20 protein-coding genes and 1 riboswitch are annotated in these 24,008 nt (G+C 64.4%); of the genes, 11 read left to right on the plus strand and 9 right to left on the minus strand.

From position 1 onward, the window contains the following. Positions 1–52 precede the first annotated feature (52 nt). Positions 53–412 carry a VOC family protein gene (locus ACZBJS_RS17490; protein WP_463438932.1) on the plus strand — a complete coding sequence of 120 codons (360 nt, stop codon included), beginning with the start codon at positions 53–55 and terminating at the stop codon, positions 410–412. A 129-nt stretch (positions 413–541) separates the two neighbouring features. Next, positions 542–958 (plus strand): SRPBCC family protein, encoded by a 417-nt coding sequence (locus ACZBJS_RS17495; RefSeq protein WP_316398687.1) that lies wholly within the window; start codon positions 542–544, stop codon positions 956–958. A gap of 181 nt (positions 959–1,139) precedes the next feature. Here ACZBJS_RS17495 and ACZBJS_RS17500 read toward each other — a convergent pair whose 3' ends face one another. From ACZBJS_RS17500 to ACZBJS_RS17510, 3 genes are all read right to left on the minus strand, one after another. After that, positions 1,140–2,582 carry an MATE family efflux transporter gene (locus ACZBJS_RS17500; RefSeq protein WP_092085396.1) on the minus strand — a complete coding sequence of 481 codons (1,443 nt, stop codon included), beginning with the start codon at positions 2,580–2,582 and terminating at the stop codon, positions 1,140–1,142. A 129-nt stretch (positions 2,583–2,711) separates the two neighbouring features. Beyond that, entirely contained in the window at positions 2,712–3,761 is a 1,050-nt protein-coding gene (locus tag ACZBJS_RS17505) for a hypothetical protein (protein ID WP_316398688.1), read from the minus strand. A 163-nt stretch (positions 3,762–3,924) separates the two neighbouring features. Beyond that, the gene (locus ACZBJS_RS17510; RefSeq protein WP_057016021.1) at positions 3,925–5,031 is read right to left on the minus strand and encodes a 2'-deoxycytidine 5'-triphosphate deaminase; all 1,107 of its coding nucleotides are present in this window, start codon (positions 5,029–5,031) and stop codon (positions 3,925–3,927) included. Between the two features lie 134 nt (positions 5,032–5,165). Then, positions 5,166–5,245: riboswitch (SAM riboswitch) on the plus strand. A gap of 76 nt (positions 5,246–5,321) precedes the next feature. Here ACZBJS_RS17510 and ACZBJS_RS17515 point away from each other — a divergent pair. After that, the gene (locus ACZBJS_RS17515; RefSeq protein WP_316398689.1) at positions 5,322–6,515 is read left to right on the plus strand and encodes an O-succinylhomoserine sulfhydrylase; all 1,194 of its coding nucleotides are present in this window, start codon (positions 5,322–5,324) and stop codon (positions 6,513–6,515) included. A 51-nt stretch (positions 6,516–6,566) separates the two neighbouring features. On the opposite strand, the gene ACZBJS_RS17520 is transcribed toward ACZBJS_RS17515, so the two are convergent. The 6 genes from ACZBJS_RS17520 to ACZBJS_RS17545 form a co-directional block, all read right to left on the minus strand. Then, on the minus strand, positions 6,567–7,340 hold the full coding sequence (locus ACZBJS_RS17520) for an SDR family NAD(P)-dependent oxidoreductase (RefSeq protein WP_316398690.1): 774 nt from the start codon (positions 7,338–7,340) through the stop codon (positions 6,567–6,569). A 123-nt stretch (positions 7,341–7,463) separates the two neighbouring features. Next, positions 7,464–8,609 (minus strand): pimeloyl-CoA dehydrogenase small subunit, encoded by a 1,146-nt coding sequence (gene pimD / locus ACZBJS_RS17525; protein ID WP_057016018.1) that lies wholly within the window; start codon positions 8,607–8,609, stop codon positions 7,464–7,466. 185 nt (positions 8,610–8,794) lie between these two features. After that, entirely contained in the window at positions 8,795–9,985 is a 1,191-nt protein-coding gene (pimC, locus tag ACZBJS_RS17530) for a pimeloyl-CoA dehydrogenase large subunit (protein ID WP_057016017.1), read from the minus strand. Positions 9,986–10,144: 159 nt separating this feature from the next. Continuing rightward, positions 10,145–11,332 carry an acetyl-CoA C-acyltransferase gene (locus ACZBJS_RS17535; protein ID WP_463438933.1) on the minus strand — a complete coding sequence of 396 codons (1,188 nt, stop codon included), beginning with the start codon at positions 11,330–11,332 and terminating at the stop codon, positions 10,145–10,147. Further along, positions 11,329–13,032, minus strand: coding sequence for a dicarboxylate--CoA ligase PimA (gene pimA / locus ACZBJS_RS17540; RefSeq protein WP_316398691.1), 1,704 nt, complete (start codon positions 13,030–13,032; stop codon positions 11,329–11,331). The genes ACZBJS_RS17535 and pimA overlap by 4 nt, the downstream gene beginning before the upstream one ends. 143 nt (positions 13,033–13,175) lie before the next feature. Then, positions 13,176–15,272 carry a 3-hydroxyacyl-CoA dehydrogenase NAD-binding domain-containing protein gene (locus ACZBJS_RS17545; protein WP_057016014.1) on the minus strand — a complete coding sequence of 699 codons (2,097 nt, stop codon included), beginning with the start codon at positions 15,270–15,272 and terminating at the stop codon, positions 13,176–13,178. Positions 15,273–15,452: 180 nt separating this feature from the next. On the opposite strand from ACZBJS_RS17545, the gene ACZBJS_RS17550 reads away from it, so the two are divergent. The 8 genes from ACZBJS_RS17550 to ACZBJS_RS17585 all read left to right on the plus strand — a co-directional run bounded on the left by ACZBJS_RS17550 (position 15,453) and on the right by ACZBJS_RS17585 (position 23,918). Then, positions 15,453–16,319: an IclR family transcriptional regulator gene (locus ACZBJS_RS17550; RefSeq protein WP_018269093.1), complete on the plus strand. Its 867-nt coding sequence runs from the start codon at positions 15,453–15,455 to the stop codon at positions 16,317–16,319. A 69-nt stretch (positions 16,320–16,388) separates the two neighbouring features. Further along, positions 16,389–17,186 (plus strand): ABC transporter ATP-binding protein, encoded by a 798-nt coding sequence (locus ACZBJS_RS17555; protein WP_016847575.1) that lies wholly within the window; start codon positions 16,389–16,391, stop codon positions 17,184–17,186. Further along, the gene (locus tag ACZBJS_RS17560) at positions 17,183–17,896 is read left to right on the plus strand and encodes an ABC transporter ATP-binding protein (protein ID WP_038384532.1); all 714 of its coding nucleotides are present in this window, start codon (positions 17,183–17,185) and stop codon (positions 17,894–17,896) included. The genes ACZBJS_RS17555 and ACZBJS_RS17560 overlap by 4 nt, the downstream gene beginning before the upstream one ends. Positions 17,897–17,909: 13 nt before the next feature. Beyond that, positions 17,910–18,788, plus strand: a complete 879-nt coding sequence (locus tag ACZBJS_RS17565) for a branched-chain amino acid ABC transporter permease (RefSeq protein ID WP_028339071.1) — start codon at positions 17,910–17,912, stop codon at positions 18,786–18,788. Between the two features lie 2 nt (positions 18,789–18,790). Then, positions 18,791–19,807, plus strand: a complete 1,017-nt coding sequence (locus tag ACZBJS_RS17570; protein WP_057016013.1) for a branched-chain amino acid ABC transporter permease — start codon at positions 18,791–18,793, stop codon at positions 19,805–19,807. A gap of 29 nt (positions 19,808–19,836) precedes the next feature. Beyond that, positions 19,837–21,066 carry an ABC transporter substrate-binding protein gene (locus ACZBJS_RS17575; RefSeq protein WP_028338101.1) on the plus strand — a complete coding sequence of 410 codons (1,230 nt, stop codon included), beginning with the start codon at positions 19,837–19,839 and terminating at the stop codon, positions 21,064–21,066. Between the two features lie 118 nt (positions 21,067–21,184). Next, on the plus strand, positions 21,185–22,411 hold the full coding sequence (locus ACZBJS_RS17580) for an ABC transporter substrate-binding protein (protein WP_057016012.1): 1,227 nt from the start codon (positions 21,185–21,187) through the stop codon (positions 22,409–22,411). Positions 22,412–22,691: 280 nt separating this feature from the next. After that, positions 22,692–23,918, plus strand: a complete 1,227-nt coding sequence (locus ACZBJS_RS17585; RefSeq protein WP_076832477.1) for an ABC transporter substrate-binding protein — start codon at positions 22,692–22,694, stop codon at positions 23,916–23,918. The last annotated feature ends 90 nt before the right edge of the window (positions 23,919–24,008 follow it).

Here is a 24,008-nt window from a genome sequence, read left to right on the forward strand (position 1 = left end):
GCTACTCCAGTCCGCGCGTCTTTCGATGCGCTTAGCGACTGGAGATTTCCTCATGTACGACCATATCGGATTGCGCGTTGCCGACCTCGACGCCAGCGTGCGCTTCTACACCGCGGTGCTGGCGCCACTCGGCTTCGTGCTCTGCTCGCGCGACGACAGCGGCGCCGGCTTCGGCCCGAAGGGCGAGCCCGCGCTCTGGCTGCATCTGCACAAGGGCAAGGCCCAAGGCGGCGCGCACGTTGCGTTCCGTGCCCCGAACCACGACGCGATCAAGACATTCCATACCGAAGGCCTGAAAGCCGGCGGCAGGGACAACGGCGCGGCGGGCCATCGCAAGGATTACAGCCCGACCTATTACGCGGCGTTCCTGCTCGACCCCGACGGCAACAATGTCGAGGCGGTGTCGACCTAGCACACCACAGCTCCGCCGTCATTGCGAGCGGAGCGAAGCAATCCATCTTTCCGCCTGCTGCGGTGTGGATTGCTTCGTCGCTTCGCTCCTCGCAATGACGACACATCTGAAACCAACGAGGATTGAACGATGGCTTCCATTCACAAGGACATCCCGATCGACGCGCCGGCAGATCATGTCTGGGACGCGTTGCGCGATTTCGGCGCACTGCATACCCGGCTGGTGCCGGGCTTCGTGACCGACACCAAGCTTGATGGCGACGTTCGCACCGTCAGCTTCGCCAACGGCACCGTGGCGCGCGAGACGCTGGTCGATTGCGACGACCAGCGAAAGCGGCTGGTCTATGCGATCAGCAGCGAGCGGTTGAAGCAGCATTCCGCCTCGCTGCAGGTGTTCGCCGAGGGCGACGCGCGCTGCCGCGTGGTGTGGATCGCCGACGTGCTGCCGCACGAGGTCGCGCCATACATGGACGCGCAGATGGATCTCGGCGCGGCGGCGATGCAGGCGGCGATGGCCAAGTCGGCGAGGGAGAAGAGCGCGGCGTGATCCGCTAGGTCATGCGACTGGCCGCGCATTTCGAACCACGACCGTCACCCTGAGGAGGCCGCGAAGCGGCCGTCTCGAAGGGCGACAGCCCTGCTGTTTCCAGGAGCGAATGCCGAAGCACCGGGGCCGTCAATCCTTCGAGACGCCGCTTCGCGGCTCCTCAGGATGACGGGTTTAGTATCTACGACAGCGCCGGCTGCACTTCTGCGACCGGTGCCGACTTGCCCCAGCGCGTCAGGATCACGCTGAGGCAGGACAGCACGCCGAGCACGCCCATCGAGGCGGCGGCGAGTGCGAAGAAGTTCTGCGCGCTCGCCTCATGCGTCGACAGCCACCAGCCGCCGGCGCCGATGAAGATCAGCCGCGCGGTCTGCGCCAGCACCGGACCCAGCACTTTCGCGGCACCCTGCGAGGAGAAATACATCGACATCGCAAGGCCGATGAAGGCGTACATCGGCGCGGCGGTCGAGAGATATTGATGGCTGGTCGCCCGCACATGTGGATCGTTGGTGAACAGATTGACCCAGAGGTCGGGGAAGACGGCGATGAAGCTGCCGACCACGCCGACCGCAAGGAACGACACCGTGCCCGCGGTCCAGGCGATGCGCCGGGCCCGCGCGACGCGCTCGGCGCCGACCGCCATGCCGATCATCGGCACCGAGGCGATGCCGACCGCGAAGGCGACCGAGGTCAGCATGAATTCGAGCCGCGCGCCGATGCCGTAGCCGGCGAGCACCGCGGTTCCGAACTGCGCCAGCATGTGGGTGAAAATCGAGATCGTCAGAACCGATTGCAGCGGCGAGAAGCAGGACACCGCGCCGACCTTGAGGATGTCGATGAACATCGCCCATTGCACGCGCAGCCCCTTGAGTTTCGGCTTCACGCGGGCGCGGCCCGAGAACAGATACCAGCCCATCACGCTGATGCTGATCGAATAGGCGATCAGCGAACCCGCCGCGACGCCACGCATGCCGAATTGCGGCACCGGACCGAGACCGAGCCCGAGGGTGCCGCCGAGAATGATCTGCCACACCGCCGAGGACAGGATCATGGTCGACGGCAGCTTCATGTTGCCGGTGCCGCGCAGGATGCCGGCCATGGTGTTCATCAGCCAGGGCAGGATCGCGCCGCCGAAGAACACCTGCGAATAGGCAATCGCCTGCGCCAGCACATTGCCGCGGCCGCCGAGCAATTCGAGCAGGCGCGGGCCGAAGATCAGCATGCCCAGCATGAACGTCAAACCAAAGGTCAGGCCGATCAGCAGCGCATGCATCGCCAGCGTCGAGGCGCGCTCGATCTCGCCGGCACCGAGCGCACGCGCGATCGCGGATGCGACGCCGCCGCCCATCGCGCCGCCGGACATCGTCATGGTCAGGATCACGCAGGGAAACACCAGCGCCATCGCCGCGAGCGACTCGACGCCGAGCCGGCCGATATACGAAGTCTCCGCGATGACGACGCAGGTGCCGGCGGAGAGCGCGATCACGTTCGGCCACGCCAGCCATAGCAGCGTGCGCAGGATCGGCCCGTCGAGCAGCGCATTGCGCGCCGGCTTGGTCACCGGCGGCGGCAGCGGCCGCTCTTGTTCGTCGACAGGAATTTCGGCGAGGCCGAGATCGGACATTTCTACTCCCACGCGCGATCTGGGGAGCCGCGCCATGGTGTTTCCCTACCATGGCGGCGGCGGAATCCACGTGCGCGGGGCGCAAGGGGGGCCTGCGCGATTGCAGGTGAACCCGGATGAACCTTGGGGCTAGCCGATCGACCAGACGAACGGCGCGCCGGCGGCGCTGTTCGGCTTCAGATGCACCGGAATATGCCGCCCGCAGCCGGCGGCCAGCCCTTCGAACAGGCCGGTCAATACGCTGGCGCAGGCCGGATGATAGTCGGCCACGTCGGCCATCAGCTTCCAGCCCTGCTGGCGGATTTCGAACTGGCCCTCGGATTCGGTGATGTCAGCAATATCGTCCTGCGACTCGAAGAGAGTGCGCAGGAATGCGGCAAATTCCGTGGCACGGCCACGGCGGCCGCCGAGCGCCTGCGCGACCTCGTCGTAATACTGCATGCCGATCAGTCTGCCGGTGAGATGCAGCAGATAGCTCGCATCCTCCGGGCCGAACACCTGCACGATGACCGGCGCGGCCGTCTTCACATATTCCATCGCGTAGTTGCGATAGGCCTTTTCCAGCCGCGGCTTCGGCCAGCTGTCGACCGGCAGCGCCGGCGCGGTGTTCGGATCGAATGGCGGCGCCTCGAGATGGCGCGCGAACACCAGGCGCTGGTCGAGCTCGAGCGGATGATCGTACTCGCAGTAATAGCCTTCGAGGCCGTCCTGGCCGTCGACACTCTGCTTGGTGCAGACGAAGCCGAGCCGCAAGTCCCCGAGCGCGACACCGTTGTTGGCGTGCCAGCCGCGCAGCATCGCGCGCGAGACCTCACCGGGCACGCCGCAGATCGCTGTGCCCTTCCAGATCCAGCGCGGCGGCGGATAGCGGATCCAGGCCTTGCGGTCGGTCTCGTACATGTATTCGACATGCACGCCGCCGATCCAGTTGGAAAGATAATGATACTGCGCGGCCGCGACCGCCGGCGGCAGGCTGTCGAGGCCGAGCTTCTTCAAGCCGGGCAGGAAGCGCTCCTGCTGCTGGCGACGAAACACGCGGAAGACGAACTCGGCGGCATCAGCCGTGCCGCGCCGCGTGACGACGGTGAGGATCAGCCCGGTGAAGAAGGCGTGATAGAGATCGGCGACGCTGCGCCACTTCCGCCATTGCGTTTCGCGCGCGTCCTGCTCTCCGGTCATGTCTGCTCCCGCTGTTCTTGTTGGCGAGATAAAGCCTCGCGCGCGCAATCGTAGCCCGGATGCAGCGAAGCGCAATCCGGGGCGGCTCAATGCGCGTATGCAGCGCCCCGGATTTCGCTAGCGCTTCATCCGGGCTACGGAATTACACGCGCGCGAAACGGAATTACACGCGAAAATGCTTGGAGAGCTTCAGGCCCTGCGCCTGATAGTTCGAGCCGATGCGCTGGCCGTACAGCGCGTCGGGGCGCTCGAGCATCCGCTCATAGACGAGGCGGCCGACGATCTGGCCATGCTCGAGGATGAACGGCACCTCGCGCGAGCGCACCTCCAGCACGGCGCGCGCCCCCTTTCCGCCGGCGCCGGCATAGCCGAAGCCGGGATCGAAGAAGCCGGCATAATGGACGCGGAATTCGCCGACCAGCGGATCGAACGGCACCATCTCCGCGGCGTAGTCCGGCGGCACCTGCACCGCCTCTTTCGACGCCAGGATGTAGAACTCGCCGGGATCGAGGATGAGACTGCCGTCGGGCCGGGCCTTGATCGGCTCCCAGAAGTCGTCGACGGCATAGCCGCCGCGGCGATCGACATCGACCACGCCGGTATGGCGCTTGGCGCGATAGCCGACGAAGCCGCCCGAGCTCTCGCCGGAGAGATCGACCGAGAGCGCGACGCCATGGGTGAGATCGGCATTGGCGGCGTCGACCAGCCGCTCGGCGGCATGCAGCGCATCGAGCTCGTCGGCGGTCAGCGTCGCCTCGCCGATCCGGAAGCGGACCTGGCTGAGCCGCGAACCCTCGCGCAGCAGCACGGGAAACGTCTTCGGGCTGATCTCGGCGTAGAGCGGGCCATGATAGCCGGCGCCGATCATGTCGAAGCGGCGGGTGCCGTCGGCGATCACGCGGGTGAAGACGTCGAGCCGTCCGGTCGAGCTCTTCGGGTTGGCCGCGGCCACGATCTCCGGCGGCAGCGCCAGGCTCTCCAGCAGCGGCACGATGTAGACGCAGTTGGTCTCCAGCACCGCGCCGTCGGACAGATCGATCTCGTGCAACTTCAGCTCGTCGATCCGCTCGGCGACGGTGGCGTCGGGCCCCGGCAGGAAGCTGGCGCGGACGCGGTAGGCAATGTCGCCGAGGCGGAGATCGAGGCTGGCCGGCTGGATCTGGCTCTCGACGAAGTCATAGGCGGGCAGAATGAGGCCGGCCTCCGCCATCTCCGCGATCATGCGGTCGGGCAGGATTCCGTTGGATTCATCTTCCAGCGTGAACGACACGATGCGGTCCCTCGGCGATCCCTTGAGATGACTCAAAAATCATACTCCAGGCGGCCATCAAGCCCCAAAATATGGGCTTTTACGGGTTATCCGATGACCGTCTTGACGGAAAGGGCGCGAGGGAATATCAGCTGCACTTATCCCGTGGTGATTTGAGCCGGCCGGCTTGCAGCCACGTTAAATAAGTCGCTAAACAGGCCGGGGACAGTGTGATCCCGGCTTGTGGAGGTTGCTCCAGGCCGGTTTTTTTGTGGCCAGTTTCCAGGGGAAATGGCCACCTCGGAGGTCACATGTCTGAATCTGAAACCACGGCCCGCTTTCGTCCCGAAACCCGTCTCGTCCATGGCGGTACGCTGCGCTCGCAATTCGGGGAGACGTCGGAAGGGCTGTTTCTCACCCAGGGCTACGTCTACGACACCGCCGAGCAATGCGAGGCGCGCTTCAAGGGCCAGGACCCCGGCTTCATCTATTCGCGCTATTCCAACCCGACCATTGCGATGTTCGAGCGCCGCATGATCGAGCTCGAGGGCGCGGAAGCCGCGCGCTCGACCGCGACCGGCATGGCCGCGGTGACCACCGCGATCCTCGCCCCGCTGAAGGCCGGCGATCATGTGGTGGCCTCGAAGGCCCTGTTCGGCTCCTGCCTCTACGTGGTGCAGGACCTGTTGCCGCGCTACGGCATCGAGACGACGCTGGTCGACGGCCTCGATCTCGACCAGTGGCAGCGCGCATTGCGGCCGAACACCAAGACCTTCTTCCTGGAGAGCCCGACCAATCCGACGCTCGACGTGCTCGACATCGGCGCGATCGCAGAGATCGCGCATAGCGGCGGCGCCCGGCTGATCGTCGACAACGTGTTCGCGACGCCGATCTGGCAGAGCCCGCTGTCGCTCGGCGCCGACGTCGTGGTCTATTCCGCGACCAAGCATATCGACGGCCAGGGCCGCTGCCTCGGCGGCGTCATCCTGTCGTCGGAGGCCTTCATCGCCGAGCACATCCACAATTTCATGCGCCAGACCGGGCCGTCGCTGTCGCCGTTCAACGCCTGGGTGCTGCTGAAGGGGCTGGAGACGCTCGGCGTCCGCGTCCGCGCCCAGACCGAGAACGCGGCGAAGATCGCCGAGGCGCTGGCCAAGCATCCGAAGATCACGCGGCTGGTTTATCCGGGCCGCCCCGATCATCCGCAGGCCGAGACGGTGAAGAAGCAGATGGGCGCCGGCTCGACGCTGGTCGGCTTCGAGGTGAAGGACGGCAAGGCCGGCGCCTTCCGCTGCCTCAACGCGCTGAAGATCTCGCGCATCTCCAACAATCTCGGCGATGCCAAGAGCCTAGTCACGCATCCCGCGACCACGACGCATCAGCGCCTGGCACCCGAGGCCCGCGCCGAGCTCGGCATCAGCGAAGGTTTCATTCGCTTCTCGGCCGGGCTCGAGCATCCCGACGACCTGATCGAGGATTTCGAGCGGGCGCTGGAGCGGGTCTGAAGCAACGCGTCGTGGCCGGGCTTGCCCGGCCACGACGGCTTCTCTTGAAGATTAAGTCGCAGCCGTCGTGACGCCGCCGTCGACCACGATGGTCTGGCCGGTCATGAAGGTCGACGCGTCGGAAGCGAGATAGGCCACAGCGCCTGCGATCTCGTCGGGCTCGCCGATGCGGCGGAGCGGCGTCGATGCGGTGCGGCGCTTCAGATTGTCCGGGTCCTCCCACAGCGCGCGGGCGAAATCGGTCTTCACCAGGCCCGGCGCCACGCAATTGACGCGCACGCCCTTCGGGCCCCACTCGCCGGCGAGGCTGCGGCACAGTGCGAAGTCGGCCGCCTTGGAGATGCCGTAGGCGCCGATCACCGTAGAACCCCGAAGTCCGCCGATCGAGGAGATGATCACGACCGAGCCCTTGCCGCGCTCGGCCATCTGCGGGATCGCCAGTGCGGACAGCCAGATGTTGCTCTTGACGTTGGAGCCCATGATCTTGTCGAAGGCCTCGTCGGTGATGTCGAGCAGCGGGCCGTAATAGGGATTGACCGCGGCGTTGCAGACCAGGATGTCGATCTTGCCGTAATGCTTGATCGTCCCCGAGACCAGCGCCTCGACCTCGTTGCGGCGCGCGATGTTGCAGGGGATGACGAGCGCATCGCCGCCCGCCTTCTTGATGCCGTCGGCGACTTCCTGGCAAGCATCCGCCTTGCGCGAGGAGATCACGACCTTGGCGCCGAGTCTTGCCAGAAGCTCCGCCGAGGAGCGGCCGATGCCGCGGCTCGAGCCGGTGATGACCGCGACCTGGCCGGTGAGATCGAACGGGGTGTTTTTCATTGTTGTTTCCCTGTTATTTGCACGTCATTCCGGGGCGCGACGCAGTCGCGAACCCGGAATCCAGAGGTTACGGCGCCAGATTCCGGGTTCTCGCTTCGCGAGCCCCGGAATGACGGAGATGGCTCAGGCCAACAACCCGCCGCCCTCGCTGACGCGACGGAGGTGATAGTCGGTGTCGCCGAGCGTGTTCTCGATCATGGTCAGCCGCTTGAAATAGTGACCGATCTTGGCTTCCATGGTCATGCCGATGCCGCCATGAAGCTGGATCGACTGCTGGCCGACGAACTTCAGGGACTTGCCGACCTGCACCTTGGCGGCGGCGACCGCCGACGCACGCTCCTTGGCATCGTCGAAGTCCGACGCCATGGTGGCGAACATCGACATGCTGCGGGCCTGCTCCAGCGCCACGAACATGTCGGCGGCACGGTGCTGCAGGCTCTGGAACGAGCCGATCGCAACGCCGAACTGCTTGCGGGTCTTGATGTACTCGACCGTCTCCTTCAGCGACTCGTCCATCGCGCCGACGGCTTCCGCGCACAGCGCAATGCGGGCTTCGTCGGCGACGCGCTCGATCAGCGGCAGGCCGTTCTCGGGATCGCCGATCGCGGCGTCAGCGCCGACCTCGACATTGGTGAAGGTGATGTCGGCCGCGTGCAGGCCGTCCTGGGTCGGATAGCCCTTCCTGGTGACGCCCTTGGCATCCGCTGGGACCAGGAACACGCCGATGCCGGTCTTGTCGCGCTGGCCGCCCTTGGTGCGCGCGGTCACGATCAGCGTGTCGGCGTTCTCGCCGTTGAGCACCACGAACTTCTCGCCGTCGATCACGTAAGCAGCGCCCTTCTTCTTGGCCGTGGTCACGACGTCGAACAGATCGTAGCGCGAGTTCTTCTCGAGCTGGGCGAAGCCAAAGGTCCTGCTGCCGTCGATGATGCCGGGAATGTACTTGGCCTTCTGCTCGGCCGAGCCACCATGGCGCAGGAAACCGCCGGCGACCACAACGGTGGCCAGATAAGGCTCGACCACCAGCGCCTTGCCGAGCGCTTCCATCACGATCATGGTCTCGACCGCGCCGGCGCCAAAGCCGCCGTCGGTCTCCGCGAAGGGAAGACCAAGCAGGCCCTGCTCGGCGAGCTTGCCCCAGAGCGCTTTGCTCCAGCCGCCCTTCTCCTTCATGTATTTCTTGCGCGCATCGAAGTCGTAGGCATCCGCCAGCAACCCGTCGACGCTTTCCTTGAGAAGCCGCTGCTCCTCGGACAGATCAAAATCCATGTTCGTTCCCTTAACTAACTGATCGTTGTTCAAGCCGGGGCCTCTTCACCTCGCCCCGCTTGCGGGGAGAGGTCGGATCGCGAAGCGATCCGGGTGAGGGGGTACAGGTCTCTCGGCAGTCGTTGCTCGGAGAGATGCCCCTCACCCCAACCCTCTCCCCGCGAAGAGCGGGGAGAGGGAGAGGATCAAAGCCCCAGCACCGCCTTGCTGATGATGTTGCGCTGGATCTCGTTGGAGCCGCCGTAGATCGAAACCTTGCGGTTGTTGAAGTAGCTCGGCGCGATCTGCGCGGTCCAATCCATGCTCTCGTTGGAACCGGCATCGCCGTGCTCGTCATAGGGTGCGGCGAACGGACCGATGATCTCCATCAACAGCTCGGTCGTGGTCTGCTGGATCTCCGAGCCCTTGATCTTGAGCACCGAGGACGCCGGATTGGGCTTGCCCTTGCCGTGCTTGCCCTCGTCGGCGACGACGCGGAGCTGGGTGAGCTCGAGCGCCTTCAGCTCGATCTCGCAGGCAGTGAGCTTCTCGCGGAACGCCGGATCCTCGATCACCGGACGGCCGCCGGCCTCGACCTTGGAGGCCAGCGCGCGGATGCGGCGCAGCCGCTCCTTCGACACGCCGACCCGGGCGATGCCGGTGCGCTCATTGCCGAGCAGGAATTTGGCGTAATCCCAGCCCTTGTTTTCCTCGCCGATCAGGTTCTCGTAGGGCACCTCGACGTCGTCGAAGAACACCTCGTTGACCTCGTGGCCGCCGTCGATGGTCTGGATCGGGCGCACGGTGACGCCCTTCGACTTCATCGAGAACACGATGAAGGAGATGCCCATCTGCTTCTTCGCGGCCGGATCGGTGCGGCAGAGGCAGAAGATCATGTCGGCGTGCTGGGCGAGCGTGGTCCAGGTCTTCTGGCCGTTGATGATCCACTTGTCGCCACGGCGCTCGGCCTTGGTCTTCAGCGACGCGAGGTCCGAACCCGAGCCCGGCTCCGAGAAGCCCTGGCACCACCAGTCGTCGACATTGGCGATGCGCGGCAGATATTCCTTCTTCTGCTTCTCGTTGCCGAAGGTGTAGATCACCGGGCCGACCATGCTGACGCCGAAGGCGAGCGGCTGCGGCGCCGGATAGGACTGCAGCTCCTCGTTGAAGATGTAGTGCTGCACGGTGCTCCAGCCGGTGCCGCCATATTCCTTCGGCCAGTGGGTGACGCCCCAGCCCTTCTTGTTGAGGATGCGCCACCAGGTGACCATCTCGTCCTTCGACAGATGGCGGCCTTCCTGCAGCTTGCGCCGGGTCTCCGGCGGCACGTTGTTCTTGAAGAACTCCCGCACCTCCTCGCGAAACGCTATCTCTTCCTTGGTGAAAGCGAGATCCATCGGATCCTCCTTTTGAAATTCAACTGCTTCTTTCCTGGTCGTCCCGGCGAAGGCCGGGACCCATAACCACCGGCTTTCGTGTTTGACAACGCCGGCTGCCGCATGTGCCCAAAGAGAAGCCGCGGCGTATGGGTCCCGGCCTTCGCCGGGACGACAATCCTACTGCAACACCTCGAACAGGCCGGCCGCGCCCATGCCGCCACCGACGCACATGGTGACGACTGCGTATTTGGCCTTGCGGCGGCGGCCCTCGATCAGCGCGTGGCCGGTGAGCCGCGCACCCGACATGCCGTAGGGGTGGCCGACCGAAATCGCGCCGCCATTGACGTTGATCTTCTCCGGATCGATGCCGAGCTTGTCGCGGCAATAGAGCACCTGCACCGCGAAGGCCTCGTTGAGCTCCCAGAGATCGATGTCGTCGACCTTGAGGCCATGGCGCTTCAGCAGCCGCGGCACCGCGAACACCGGACCGATGCCCATCTCGTCCGGCTCGCAGCCGGCGGAGACGAAGCCGCGGAAGATGCCGAGCGGCTTCAGCCCGCGCTTGGCGGCTTCCTTGTCGCTCATGATCACGGAGGCGCTGGCGCCGTCCGAGAGCTGGCTGGCATTGCCGGCGGTGATGGTGAAACCGTCGCCGCGCACCGGCTTGAGGCTGGCAAGCCCTTCGGCCGTGGTCTCCGGCCGCGGACCTTCGTCCTGCGACAGCGTCACCTCTTTCATCGTGACGGCACCGGTCGCCTCGTCGGTGACCGCCATCATGGTGGTGATCGGCGCGAGCTCTTCCTTGAACTTGCCGCCCTGCTGCGCGGCCGCGGTGCGGCGCTGGCTTTCCAGCCCATACTCGTCCTGCCTCTCGCGCGAGATGTTGTAGCGCTTGGCGACGATCTCGGCAGTGTCGATCATGGGCATGTAGACCTCGCCCTTGATCTTGAGCAGCGCCGGATCCTGGGCGTGGAACGAGTTCATCTTGTCGTTCTGCACCAGCGAGATCGATTCACCGCCGCCGCCGACCGCGATCTCGACGCCGTCGAAGATCACCGAGCGCGCGGCAAGCGCAATCGCCTGCAGGCCGGAGGCGCACTGGCGGTCGATCGTGGTGCCGGCAACCGTCACCGGCAAGCCGGCGCGGAGCAGCGCCTTGCGCGCGATGTTGCCGCCGGTCGCGCCCTGCTGCATCGCCGCGCCCATCACCACGTCCTCGATCTCCTTCGGATCGACCTTGGCGCGCGCCACCGCTTCGCCGATCGCGTGCCCGAGCAAGGTCGCGCCCTCGGTGACGTTGAGCGCGCCGCGATAGGCCTTGCCGATCGGCGTGCGGGCGGTGGAGACGATAACGGCGTCGGTCATGAGCGAGATCCTGATGCAGTCTGTTGTTGCGTGGATTGAGATGTCTCGGTTTGAGCAGTCTTGGGCTGCTGCTGGCGCAATTCGTGACGCGACAGCTTGCCGACCGGGGTGCGCGGCAATTCGTCGACGAACTCGACGGCCGCCGGCAGTTCGTGCTTACCGACCTTGCCGGTGAGGAATGCACGCAGCTCGTCGATCGAGAAGGTCTTCTCGCCGTCGCGCAGCTTGATGAAGGCCTTTGCCGCCTCACCGCGGTAATCGTCGGGAATGCCGATCACGATCACCTCCTGCACGGCAGGATGGGTGTAGATCGCCTGCTCGATCATCTGCGGATAGACGTTGAAGCCGCCGGAGATGATCATGTCCTTCTTGCGGTCGACCAGATAGAAATAGCCGTCGGCGTCCATGTAGCCGATGTCGCCGGTGAGGAAGCGGTCGCCGACGAAAGCCTCCGCGGTCTCCGCCGGCCTGTTCCAGTAGCCCTTGGTGACGTTCGGGCCGCGGATGCGGATCTCGCCGACCTCGCCGACCGGCATCACCCTGGTGGAATCCTCCAGCGACACGACGTCCATCTCGATGCCGGGCAGCATCAGCCCGATCGAGCCTGGTTTCTCCGGTCCCTCCTTGGGATGGCCGGTGCCGGGCGAGCAGGTCTCGGTCATGCCCCAGCCGCTCTTCAGCTTCATGCCGACGCGGCGCTCGAAGATCTTCGCGACCTCCACCGGCAGCGGCGCGCCGCCGGAGCCGGCGACCACCAGCGAAGAGAGATCGCGCTTGTCGAGATCGGGCAGCGAGGCGATCGCGATCCACATCGTCGGCACGCCGGGAAATACCGTTGCGCGCTTGACCTCGATGTCGCGCATCACCGCCTCGACATCGAAGCGCTGGTGCAGCGAGATCAGATGGCCGCGCCGGATCGCCGACAGCAGCACGACGGTCAGTGCGTAGATGTGAAACAGCGGCAGCACGCAGATCACGCGCTCGATCGCATTGCGCTCGAGCCGCCCGGGCTTGCCCCAGACGTCGTAGATCGACACCGCCGCGGTGAGATTGCCGTGGCTGAGCATTGCGCCCTTGGGCAGGCCCGTGGTGCCGCCGGTGTATTGCAGCAGCGCGACGTCCTCGACGTCGACCGCCGGCCATTGCGACGGCCTGGTCGCGCCGTCGATGAACTGGCGGTGGGTGATGATCGCGGGATTGTCGGGCAGCGCCGTTTGCGGCGTGCCGACCTTGCCCCAATTGTCGTCCTCGCAGACGATCAGACGATCGAGCAGACCCTTGGCGAGGAATTTCAGCGCGGTCGGCAACAGCGCCGACAAATTGCTGGTGACCAGCACCCGCGCGCCTGAATCGGACAGCTTGTGCGACAGCGCGATCTCGCCGTCGAGCGGCGACAGATGCACGACGCGGGCGCCGGCCTTCAGCGCACCGAAGAAATTGATCGGATGGTCAGGCGAATTGCCGAGGAACAGCGCGACCGACGTTCCCTTGCCGTAGCCGGCCCGCATGAAGGAAGCGGCGGCGGTCTCGACCAGGGCCTCCAGCTCGGCGTAGCTGATCGGCCGGTCGCGGAATTCGAGCACCGGGCGCGCGCCGAACTCGGCGGCGGCGCTCGACAGCAGGTCCGGCAGCGTGCCGCGCGTGATCTCGTCGCTCCACTGCACGCCCTTGGGATAATATTGTTCGCCGGGATAGGTCATGAAAACCAGACTCTGGAAACTGTCATTCCGTGGCACGCGCAGCGTGAACCTAAGATGCGCAATTTGCGCATCGGGGAATCTCGAGATTCCGGGTCTGCGCCTTACGGCGCATCCCGGAATGACACGTGGTTACAGTCGGCCAATCACGCCGCCTTCGACGGCGCGGCGAGCGAGGCGAAGGTCTTGCCCTCGTCGGCGAGCTTCTTGAGCAGCGGCGCCGGCTCGAGCGAGGGATCGTTGGTCTCCTTGGCGTAGAAGGCCAGGCGATCGGCGATGTGCTTGAGGCCGACGGTGTCGGCCCAGAACATCGGACCGCCGCGATAGATCGGCCAGCCATAGCCATAGAGCCAGACCACGTCGATATCCGACGGACGCGCCGCGATGCCCTCGGCGAGGATCTTCGCGCCTTCGTTGATCATCGGGTACATCATGCGCTCGAGGATCTCGTCGTCACTGACGACGCGCTTCTTGCGGCCGAGGCGCGCCAGCGTCTCGTCGATCAGCTTCTCGACCTCCGGATCGGGCAGCGCCGCGCGCGAGCCCGGCTCGTACTTGTAGTAGCCCTTGCCTGTCTTCTGGCCGAAGCGGCCGGCTTCGCACAGCGCGTCGGCGATCTCCGACTTGATGCCGCGGTCCTTGCGCGAGCGCCAGCCGATGTCGAGACCGGCGAGATCGCCCATCGCGAACGGGCCCATCGGCATGCCGAACTTGGTCACCACGGCGTCGACCTGTTGCGGCAGGGCGCCTTCGAACAGCAGCTTCTCGGACTGCTTGCCGCGCTGCGCCAGCATGCGGTTGCCGACGAAGCCGTCGCAGACGCCGACCACTGCCGGCACCTTGGCGATCTTGCGGGCGATCGAGACGGCCGTGACCAGCGCGTCGGGCGCGGTCTTGTCGGCGCGCACGATCTCGCACAGCTTCATGACGTTGGCCGGCGAGAAGAAGTGCATGCCGAGCACGTCCTGCGGACGCTTGGTCGACTTCGCGATCTCGTCGATGTTGAGATAGGAGGTGTTGGAGGCCAGCACCGCGCCCGGCTTGGCATACTGGTCGAGCTTGCCGAACACTTCCTTCTTGACCGCCATGGTCTCGAACACCGCCTCGATCACGAGATCGGCGTCGCCGACGTTCTCGATGCCGACGACACCGTTGATCAGCGCCATCCGCTTGGCGGGCGCGTCCGCCGGGATGCCGCCGCGCGCGGCGGTCGCCTCGTAGTTCTTCTGCATGATGCCCATGCCGCGCTTGAGCTGCTCCTCGCCGGTCTCGATCAGGGTGACCGGGATGCCGGCATTGGCGAACGACATCGCGATGCCGCCGCCCATGGTGCCGGCGCCGAGGATGGCGACGCGCGCCACGTTGCGGCCCTTGGTGCCGTCGGGGACACCGGAGATCTTGGCGGCTTCGCGCTCGGCGAAGAAGGCGTAGCGCTGTGCCTTGGACTGGTCGCCGTTCATCAGCTTGAGGAAGCCCTCGCGCTCCTTCTTCAGGCCCTCGTCGAACGGCAGGTCGATCGCGGCGCCGACGGCGTCGGCAGCGGCGAACGGCGCCTCGAGGCCGCGCGACTTCTTGGTCAGCGCAGCGACCGCATTGGTGAAGATCGAACGATCGGCCTTGGCCGCGGCGAGCTTGCTGTCGTCGTCGCGCAGCTTGCGCAGCGGACGCTTCTCGGCGACCACCTTGCGCGCGAATGCCTCACCGCCCGAAGCCGGTCCCTCGACGATCTCCTCGATCAGGCCGGCCTTCAGCGCCGCGTCCGCGCCGATCGGATCGCCGCCGACGATCATCTTGACCGCGAGCTCGGGACCGACCGCGCGCGGCAGGCGCTGGGTGCCGCCGGCGCCGGGCAGCAGGCCGAGCTTCACCTCGGGCAGACCGAGCTTGGCGTCCTTGGTGGCGACACGGTAGTGGCAGGCCAGCGCGACCTCGAGGCCGCCGCCGAGCGCGGTGCCGTGGATCGCGGCAACGATCGGCTTCGGCGAGCTCTCCATCAGGCTCAGCACTTCGGCGAGCCCGGGCGGCTTCGGCGGCTTGCCGAATTCGGTGATGTCGGCGCCGGCGATGAAGGTACGGCCGGCGCAGGTCAGCACGATGCCCTGGACCTGCGCATCATCGATCGCGCTCTTGATGCACTCGAAGATGCCGCCGCGCACCGCGGCGCTCAGCGCATTCACAGGCGGACTGTTAACCGTGACGACGGCAATATTGTCATGACGTTCGAGCTTGACGACTTCACTCACCGGGACTCTCCCTGGATGCTTGTTCTTGGACTTGTGTTGAGTAGCTGCACGACTTGCGTTGAGCCGCTACGATTAGACCAATTTCGCACTGCGAAATTTAATTCCACATCTTGACATGGAGGGTTATTTTGAAGCACGTGCCTTGTCAACGAGCATGACAAGGGCAGGGCAAGGATAGGGATGAAGCGCGCTAGCAAGAAAGCCGCGACCGATCGCAATTTCGTCGTCGCCCTTTCCCGCGGACTGGACGTCCTGCGCGCATTCCAACCCAATGACGGGCTGCTCGGCAATCAGGAGATTGCGGCCCGCACCAAGTTACCGAAGCCAACCATTTCCCGGCTGACCTACACGCTGACCAAGCTGGGATACCTTACACCTGTACCGAAGTTCGAGAAGTACCAACTCGCGCCGTCGGCGATGGCACTCGGCTACGCCGCGCTCGCCAATCTCGGCGTTCGGCATTTGTCCGAGCCCTATCGAGAAGAAGTGATGCGCGCGACCGGCGGAGCGGTCGCCGTCGGCGGCCGCGACCGCCACAGCATGATTTATTTCGGCCAGAGCCGGAACGGCCTGGCGCTCGGCGTACAACTCGACGTCGGCTCGCGGGTGCCGATCGCAACCACCGCGATGGGGCGTGCTTATATTTGGGCATTGCCGCCCGACGAGCGCGCGGCTTTACTGCGTGAGCTGCGGGATCACTACGGCAGCCGCTGGGCCAAGATGCGCGACGGCATCGAGCGCTCCGGCGAGACGGTCGCGAAGCACGGCTTCACGATGTCCGCAGGCGACTGGCAGAACGACGTCGCCGCAGTCGGCGTTGCATTGAGATTGAACGACGGAACCGGTCCTTACGCCTTCAATTGCGGCGCGCCGGCATTCCGCTTCACGGAAGACAGATTGCTCAACGACATTGGACCTCGTCTTGTCGCGATGGTAAGGAACATCGAGCAGGCGCTCGGTGGAATGGCGCCGCAATCCAAAAAAGAAGAACGCAAAAAGACCAGAGTAGGAGGGAAAGTTGCACGTTTGGCCGAGGGGATCAGATAGCCTCCATCACGTCCAGCGAAACGCATCGCAGGGCCGCTCGCACCGCTCGAAGACGGCGGGCGAGACGAGATGACGCAGGCACAGCTCGCGCAGGGGAATGATCCCCTGCTCGCGGTTCGCGACGTCAGCGTCGTGTTCGGCGGCATCATCGCACTGAACGGCGTGTCGTTCGACATGCGCCATGGACAGATCCTCGGGCTGATCGGGCCGAACGGCGCCGGCAAGACGACGCTGTTCAATTGCCTGTCGCGGCTCTATCAGCCGTCGTCGGGCGACATCCTGATGGAAGGCAAGAGCATCCTGTCGCGCCCGCCGCACCGGATCGCCGAGATCGGCATCGGCCGCACCTTCCAGAACGTCGCGCTGTTCCCCAACCTGTCCGTGATCGACAATGTGCGCGTCGGCGCGCATGCGCGCACCTCGAGCGACATCGTCAGCGACTCGCTGCGCCTCGCCTGGGTCCGCCGCGGCGAGACCGACATGAACAAGAAGGTGCACGACATCCTCGGCTATCTCGATCTCGAGGACGTCGCCCACACCGTGGTCTCGGGACTTCCGTTCGGCACCCAGAAGCGCGTCGAACTGGCGCGCGCCCTGGCCGCGGATCCGAAGATCCTGCTGCTCGACGAGCCGGCCGGCGGCCTCAATCACGAAGAAGTCTATGTGCTCGGCGACCTGATCCGCAAAATCCGCGACGACCGCAAGATCACCGTGCTGCTGGTCGAGCATCACATGGGTCTCGTGATGTCGATCGCCGACCACGTCGTCGCGCTCAATTTCGGCCGCAAGCTTGCCGAAGGCACGCCGGCCCAGGTCCAGGCCGACCCTGATGTCATCAAGGCCTATCTGGGGAGCAAGGACCAATGACCACGATGCTCAACGTCAAGGACCTGCGCGCCTATTACGGCCAGGTCCAGGCCCTGCACGGCCTCTCCTTTTCGCTCAACGAGGGTTCGCTGACCACGCTGCTCGGCGCCAACGGCGCCGGCAAGACCACCACACTGCGGGCGATCTGCAACATGGTGCGCTCCACCGGCGCGATCGAGTTCGAGGGCAAGCCGATCGGCACGCGCTCGACCGAAAACGTGGTCCGCCTCGGCATCGCCCACGTGCCGCAGGGCCGCGGCACCTTCACCAACATGACGGTGGAGGAAAACCTGCAGCTCGGCGCCATCAGCCGCCCGGACAAGAAGGCGATCGGCGCCGACATCGAACGGATGTACGAGCATTTCCCGGTGCTGAAGCAGCGCTACACCCAGCAGGCCGGCACGCTGTCCGGCGGCGAGCAGCAGATGCTCGCGGTGGCGCGCGCGCTGATGCTGCGGCCGCGCCTGATGCTGCTCGACGAGCCGTCGTTCGGCCTCGCGCCGCTGATCGTGCGCGACCTGTTCCGCATCCTCGGAAAGATCAATCGCGAGGAAAAGGTGACCATCCTGGTGGTCGAGCAGAATGCGCAGCTCGCGCTCGAGCTCGCCGACCAGGCCTACGTGATCGAAACCGGACGGATCGTGATGTCGGGCAATGCCAAGGACATCGCGAACAACGAAGACGTCCGCAAATCCTATCTCGGCTACTGAGGGAGCTGGCACAATGGAGCTTTTTGCCAACCAGGTCCTGGCCGGCATCGCCACCGGCGCGATCTATGCCTGCATGGCGCTCGCGGTGGTCATGATCTACCAGGCCATCGACCATTTGAATTTCGCCCAGGGCGAAATGGCGATGTTCTCGACCTTCGTGTCCTGGCAGCTGATGCAATGGGGCGTGCCATATTGGGGCGCCTTCGTGCTCACCGTCGCCTTTTCGTTCGCCGCCGGCATCGTCATCGAGCGGTTGCTGTTCAAGCCGCTGGCGAAGGCGCCGATCCTGACCAACGTCGCCGGCTTCATCGCGCTCTACGCGATCATCAACTCGGTCGCCGGCCTGATCTGGGACTTCACCATCAAGCAGTATCCGACGCCGTTCGGTTCCTCACCGTTCCTCGGCAGCCAGCTGATCTCGACCCACCAGGCCGGCATGATCGGCATCACGCTGTTGATGCTGCTCCTGCTGTTCTTCTTCTTCCGCTTCACCCGGGTCGGTCTTGCGATGCGCGCCGCCGCATCGCTGCCGGAATCGGCCCGGCTGGTCGGCATCAACACCTCGTGGATGATCGCGCTGGGCTGGGGCATGGCCGCCTCGATCGGGTCGATCGCCGGCATGATGATCGCACCTGTGGTGTTCCTCGAGCCTAACATGATGCTCGGCGTGCTGATCTATGGATTTGCCGCAGCCGTGCTCGGCGGCCTGTCGAGCCCGTTCGGCGCCGTCATGGGTGGCTTCCTGGTCGGCGTCTTCGAGAACCTCGTCGGCACCTACATCCCCGGCGTCGGCAATGAACTGAAACTTCCGATCGCGCTTGCGCTGATCATCGTCGTCCTGGTCGTGAAACCGGCAGGCCTGTTCGGCCGCGCCATCGTGAAGCGAGTTTGATCATGAGCGCCGCTGAAGAAATCGTCACAGAAGGCTCCGCCGTCGAGGCCGTTCCCAAGCGCGCCATGACGCTCGGCTATGGCACCTCGCTCGTGGTGCTCGCCGCGCTCGTCCTGATCCCGCTGTTCGTGAAGAACTTCATCATCTTCCAGATGACGATGCTTCTGATCTACGGCCTTGCGGTGCTGGCGCTCAACATCCTGACCGGCGGAAGCGGCCAGTTCTCGCTCGGCCAGAGCGCGTTCTATGCCGTCGGCGCCTATACCTCGGCGATCCTGATGGAGCATGTGGGCATGAACTATGCCCTCACGCTGCCGATCGCCGGCATCGTCTGCTTCGCCTTCGGCTTCCTGTTCGGCCAGCCGGCGCTGCGGCTATCCGGCGTCTATCTGGCGCTCGCGACCTTTGCGCTAGCCACCGCGATGCCTCAGCTTCTGAAGCTGGGCTATTTCGAGCACTGGACCGGCGGCGTGCAGGGTCTCGTGGTCACCAAGCCGGATGCGCCGTTCGGCCTGCCGATGGGGCAGGACATGTGGCTGTATTACTTCACGCTGGTGGTCACGATCGCGATCTATATCGCTTCGGTGAACCTGCTGCGCTCGCGCTCCGGCCGCGCCTTCATGGCGATCCGCGACAACGAGATCGCGGCTTCCGCGATGGGCGTCGACGTCGCGCTGTACAAGACGCTGGCGTTCGGCGTCTCGGCCGGCATCACCGGCGTTGCCGGCGGTCTCGGCGCCATCGCAGTGCAGTTCGTGGCGCCCGACGGCTACACCATCCAGCTCGCGATCTCGCTGTTCCTCGGCATGGTGGTCGGCGGCGTCGGCTGGCTGCCCGGCTCGATCGTAGGCTCCGCCTTCATCATCTTCGTGCCCAACATCGCCGAGGGTATTTCGAAGGGCCTTTCGGGCGCGGTGTTCGGCGTGCTGCTGTTCCTCGTCATCTTCCTCGTGCCGCACGGCGCCAGGCAGGTTGCGATCGTTGCCCAGCAACTGGCCGCAAAGTTCAAGAAAAACTGACAGCCTATAGAAGCAAACCAGGAGATATTATGCTTTCTACCGTTCGGATCGCCGCGATTTCCGCGGCGATCGTCGCTGTTGCCGCGACGTCCACTGCCGCATTCGCCCAAAAGAAATACGACACCGGCGCAAGCGATACCGAGATCAAGGTCGGCAACATCATCCCCTATTCGGGACCAGCCTCCGCCTATGGCGTGATCGGCAAGACCGAAGAAGCCTACTTCAAGATGATCAACGATCGCGGCGGCATCAACGGCCGCAAGGTCAATTTCGTCAGCTATGACGACGCCTATTCGCCGCCGAAGGCGGTCGAGCAGGTGCGCAAGCTGGTCGAGAGCGACGAGGTATTGCTCGTCTTCAACCCGCTCGGCACCCCGTCCAACACCGCGATCCAGAAATACCTGAATTCCAAGAAGATCCCGCAGCTGTTCGTCGCGACCGGCGCCACCAAGTGGAACGACCCGAAGAACTTCCCGTGGACCATGGGCTGGCAGCCGAGCTACCAGAGCGAAGCGCAGATCTACGCCAAGTGGCTGATGAAGGAGAAGCCCGACGCCAAGATCGCGATCCTCTATCAGAACGACGATTTCGGCAAAGACTACCTCAAGGGCACCAAGGACGGCTTTGGCGCCAAGGCGGCCTCCAGCATCATCATGGAGGAGAGCTATGAGATTTCGGAGCCGTCGATCGACGGCCACATCGTCAAGATCAAGGCCGCCAATCCCGACGTGCTGCTGATCTACACCACGCCGAAGTTCGGCGCGCAGACCATCAAGAAGACCGCCGAGCTCGGCTGGAAGCCGCTGCAGATCATCACCAACGTGTCGGCCTCGGTCGGCAGCGTGATGCAGCCGGCGGGCTTCGACAACGCGCAGGGCGTGCTGTCGGCGGCCTACGCCAAGGACGGCGCCGACACACAGTGGAACAACGACCCCGGCATGAAGAAGTGGGCCGAGTTTCTCGACAAGTACATGCCGGGCGCCGACAAGACCGACGGCGGCTATGTGTACGGCTATGGCGCCGCACAGACGCTCGCCAAGGTGCTCGAAATGTGCGGCGACGATCTCACCCGCGCCAACGTCATGAAGCAGGCGGCGAGCCTGAAGGACTTTACGCCCGACACCCTGCTGCCCGGCGTCAAGATCAACACCTCGGCCACCGACTTCGCCCCGATCGCCCAGCTGCAGATGCAGCGTTTCAAGGGGCAGAAGTGGGAGCTGTTCGGTGACATCATTTCCGGCGACGTCCCCTCCGAGTGACGTTGCACTGCGGGAATAAAACAACAGCCTCCGCGATATCCGTCGCGGGGGCTTTTTGTTGACGCCCCGCGCCGATGGTATTGAATACTCCAAACAAAGAACCCGAGGTGGGGAAACCATGACTGCCGCACGTCCGTCCCTGACGGCGCTGTTGTCCGCATTCGCTCTGATCCTGACGAGCTGCAATGTCGCGCTGGCGCAGAAGAAATACGACACCGGGGCCAGCGACACCGAGATCAAGATCGGCAACACCATGCCCTACAGCGGCCCCGCCTCGGCCTATGGCACGATCGGCAAGACCGAGGCCGCCTACTTCAGGATGATCAACGATGCCGGCGGCATCCACGGCCGCAAGATCAAGTTCATCTCCTACGATGACGGCTACTCGCCGCCCAAGACGGTGGAGCAGGCGCGCAAGCTGGTCGAGAACGACGAAGTGCTGCTGCTGTTCGGCTCGGTCGGGACCGCGACCAATGCGGCGATCCGGAAATACATGAACGAGAAGCAGGTGCCGCAGCTGTTCATCGCCTCCGGCGCCTCGAAGTGGAACGACCCGAAAGATTATCCGTGGACCATGGGCTGGCAGCCGTCCTACCAGGACGAGGCGCGGGTCTACGCAAAATACATCATGAAGCACAAGCCCGACGCCAAGGTCGCCGTGCTCTACCAGAACGACGATTTCGGCAAGGACTACCTCAAGGGCCTGAAGGACGCCTTCGGCGACAAGGCATCGATGATCGTCGCCGAGGAGGCCTACGAGACATCCGAGCCCACGATCGACAGCCACATCGTCAAGCTGAAGGCCACCGGTGCCGACACCTTCGTCAGCATCACGACGCCGAAATTCGCGGCACAGGCGATCAAGAAGGCCGCCGAGATCGCGTGGACGCCGTTGCAGATCGTCGCCAATGTCTCGGCGTCGGTCGGCGGCGTGATGCAGCCGGCGGGCTTCGAGAATTCGCAGGGTATCCTATCGGCATCCTATCTCAAGGACGGCGCCGATCCGCAGTGGGACAAGGATCCCGGCATGGAAAAATTCCTCGCCTTCCTCAAGAAGAATTATCCCGACGCCAACAAGCTCGACGGCGCCACTTCGTTCGGCTACGCCGCCGCACAGACCATGGTGAAGGTGCTGGAGATGTGCGGTGACGACCTCACCCGCGCCAATGTCATGAAGCAGGCCGCAAGCCTGAAGGATTTCGTCCCCGGCACGCTGCTGCCGGGCATCAGCATCAACACCTCGGCCACCGATTTCGCACCGATCAAGCAACTGCGCCTGATGCGGTTCAAGGGCGAAAGGTGGGAGCTGTTCGGGGACATCATTTCGAGCAATCTGAGCAACTGATCGTCACGTCGGTCTGTTCGATCCGCTCGCTCAACTCAACAGCGTCGCTTTACTCGACAGCAATCTCCGCGGTTGGCTCCACGCACACGCGAACGCGTTGGCGGATTTTTGAGCAGCGGCCCGCCTTGAGGGTGGTCGACTAAAGACGCAGCCCCTGCGGCAATGCCGCAGGGGCTTTTCATTGAGACACCCCAGGTAAGATGATAGTTTTTACGACCAATAATGAGCCCTCGAAACAGGGGGCCGCGACACATCATCGGCAATCAGGGAGAGAAACGGCATGTCTGCAATACGACAATTGACGGCATTTGCTGCTGCGCTTGCGCTCGTCGCCGCATCCGGCAGCGCGGCGCTTGCCCAGAAGAAATACGACACCGGCGCCTCCGACACCGAGATCAAGATCGGCAACATCATGCCCTATAGCGGAGCGGCCTCAGCCTATGGCGTGATCGGCAAGACCGAGGAGGCCTATTTCCGCAAGATCAACGCCGAGGGCGGCATCAACGGCCGCAAGATCACCTTCATCAGCTACGACGACGCTTACACTCCGCCGAAGACGGTCGAGCAGGCGCGCAAGCTGGTCGAGAGCGACGAGGTACTGCTGATCTTCAATTCGCTCGGCACGCCACCGAACTCGGCGATCCAAAAATACATGAACCAGAAGAAGGTGCCGCAACTGTTCGTCGCCACCGGCGCCACCAAGTGGAACGACCCGCAGAATTTCCCCTGGACGATGGGCTGGCAGCCCAACTACCAGAGCGAGTCCATCATCTATGCGAAGTACATCCTGAAGAACAAGCCGGATGCCAAAATCGCGGTGCTCTACCAGAACGACGACTACGGCAAGGACTATCTGAAGGGATTCAAGGACGGGCTCGGCGCCAAGGCCGCGTCGATGATCGTCGCCGAGGACAGCTATGAGGTGACGGAGCCGACCATCGACTCCCACATCGTCAGGCTCAAGGCCTCCGGCGCCGACGTATTCTTCAACATCACGACGCCGAAGTTCGCCGCACAGGCGATCAAGAAGAATGCCGAGCTCGGCTGGAAGCCGCTGCACTTCCTCAACAACGTCTCCGGATCGATCGGCAGCGTGATCAAGCCCGCGGGCTTCGAGAACGCCCAGGACATCGTCTCGTCGCAATATTTCAAGGATCCGACCGACGCGCAGTGGAAGACCGACAAGGCGATGATCGCCTGGAACGAATTCCTCGATAAGTACTATCCGGAAGCGAACCGGGCCGATGCCTCCGTGATGTACGCCTATATCGTCTCGCAGGGCCTGGTCCACGTGCTCAAGGCCTGCGGTGACAATCTGACCCGCGAGAACATCATGAAGCAGGCGGCCAGCATTCGCGATTACGAGCCCGGCGGCCTGCTGCCCGGCGTCAAGGTCAACACCTCGGCGACCGATTTCGCGCCGCTTTCGCAACTGCAATTGATCCGCTTCAAGGGCGAGACCTGGGAGCGCTTCGGCGAAGTCTTGAGCGCCGACGTCGGCGGTTAGGCCGGGAAGGTCGACCAAAGATACCGCCCCTGCGGCGTTTGCCGCAGGGGCTTCTCATTGAGGCGAACCGCCTAAAATGATAATCACTGC

This window comes from Bradyrhizobium sp. KZN70725 (assembly GCF_055264925.1).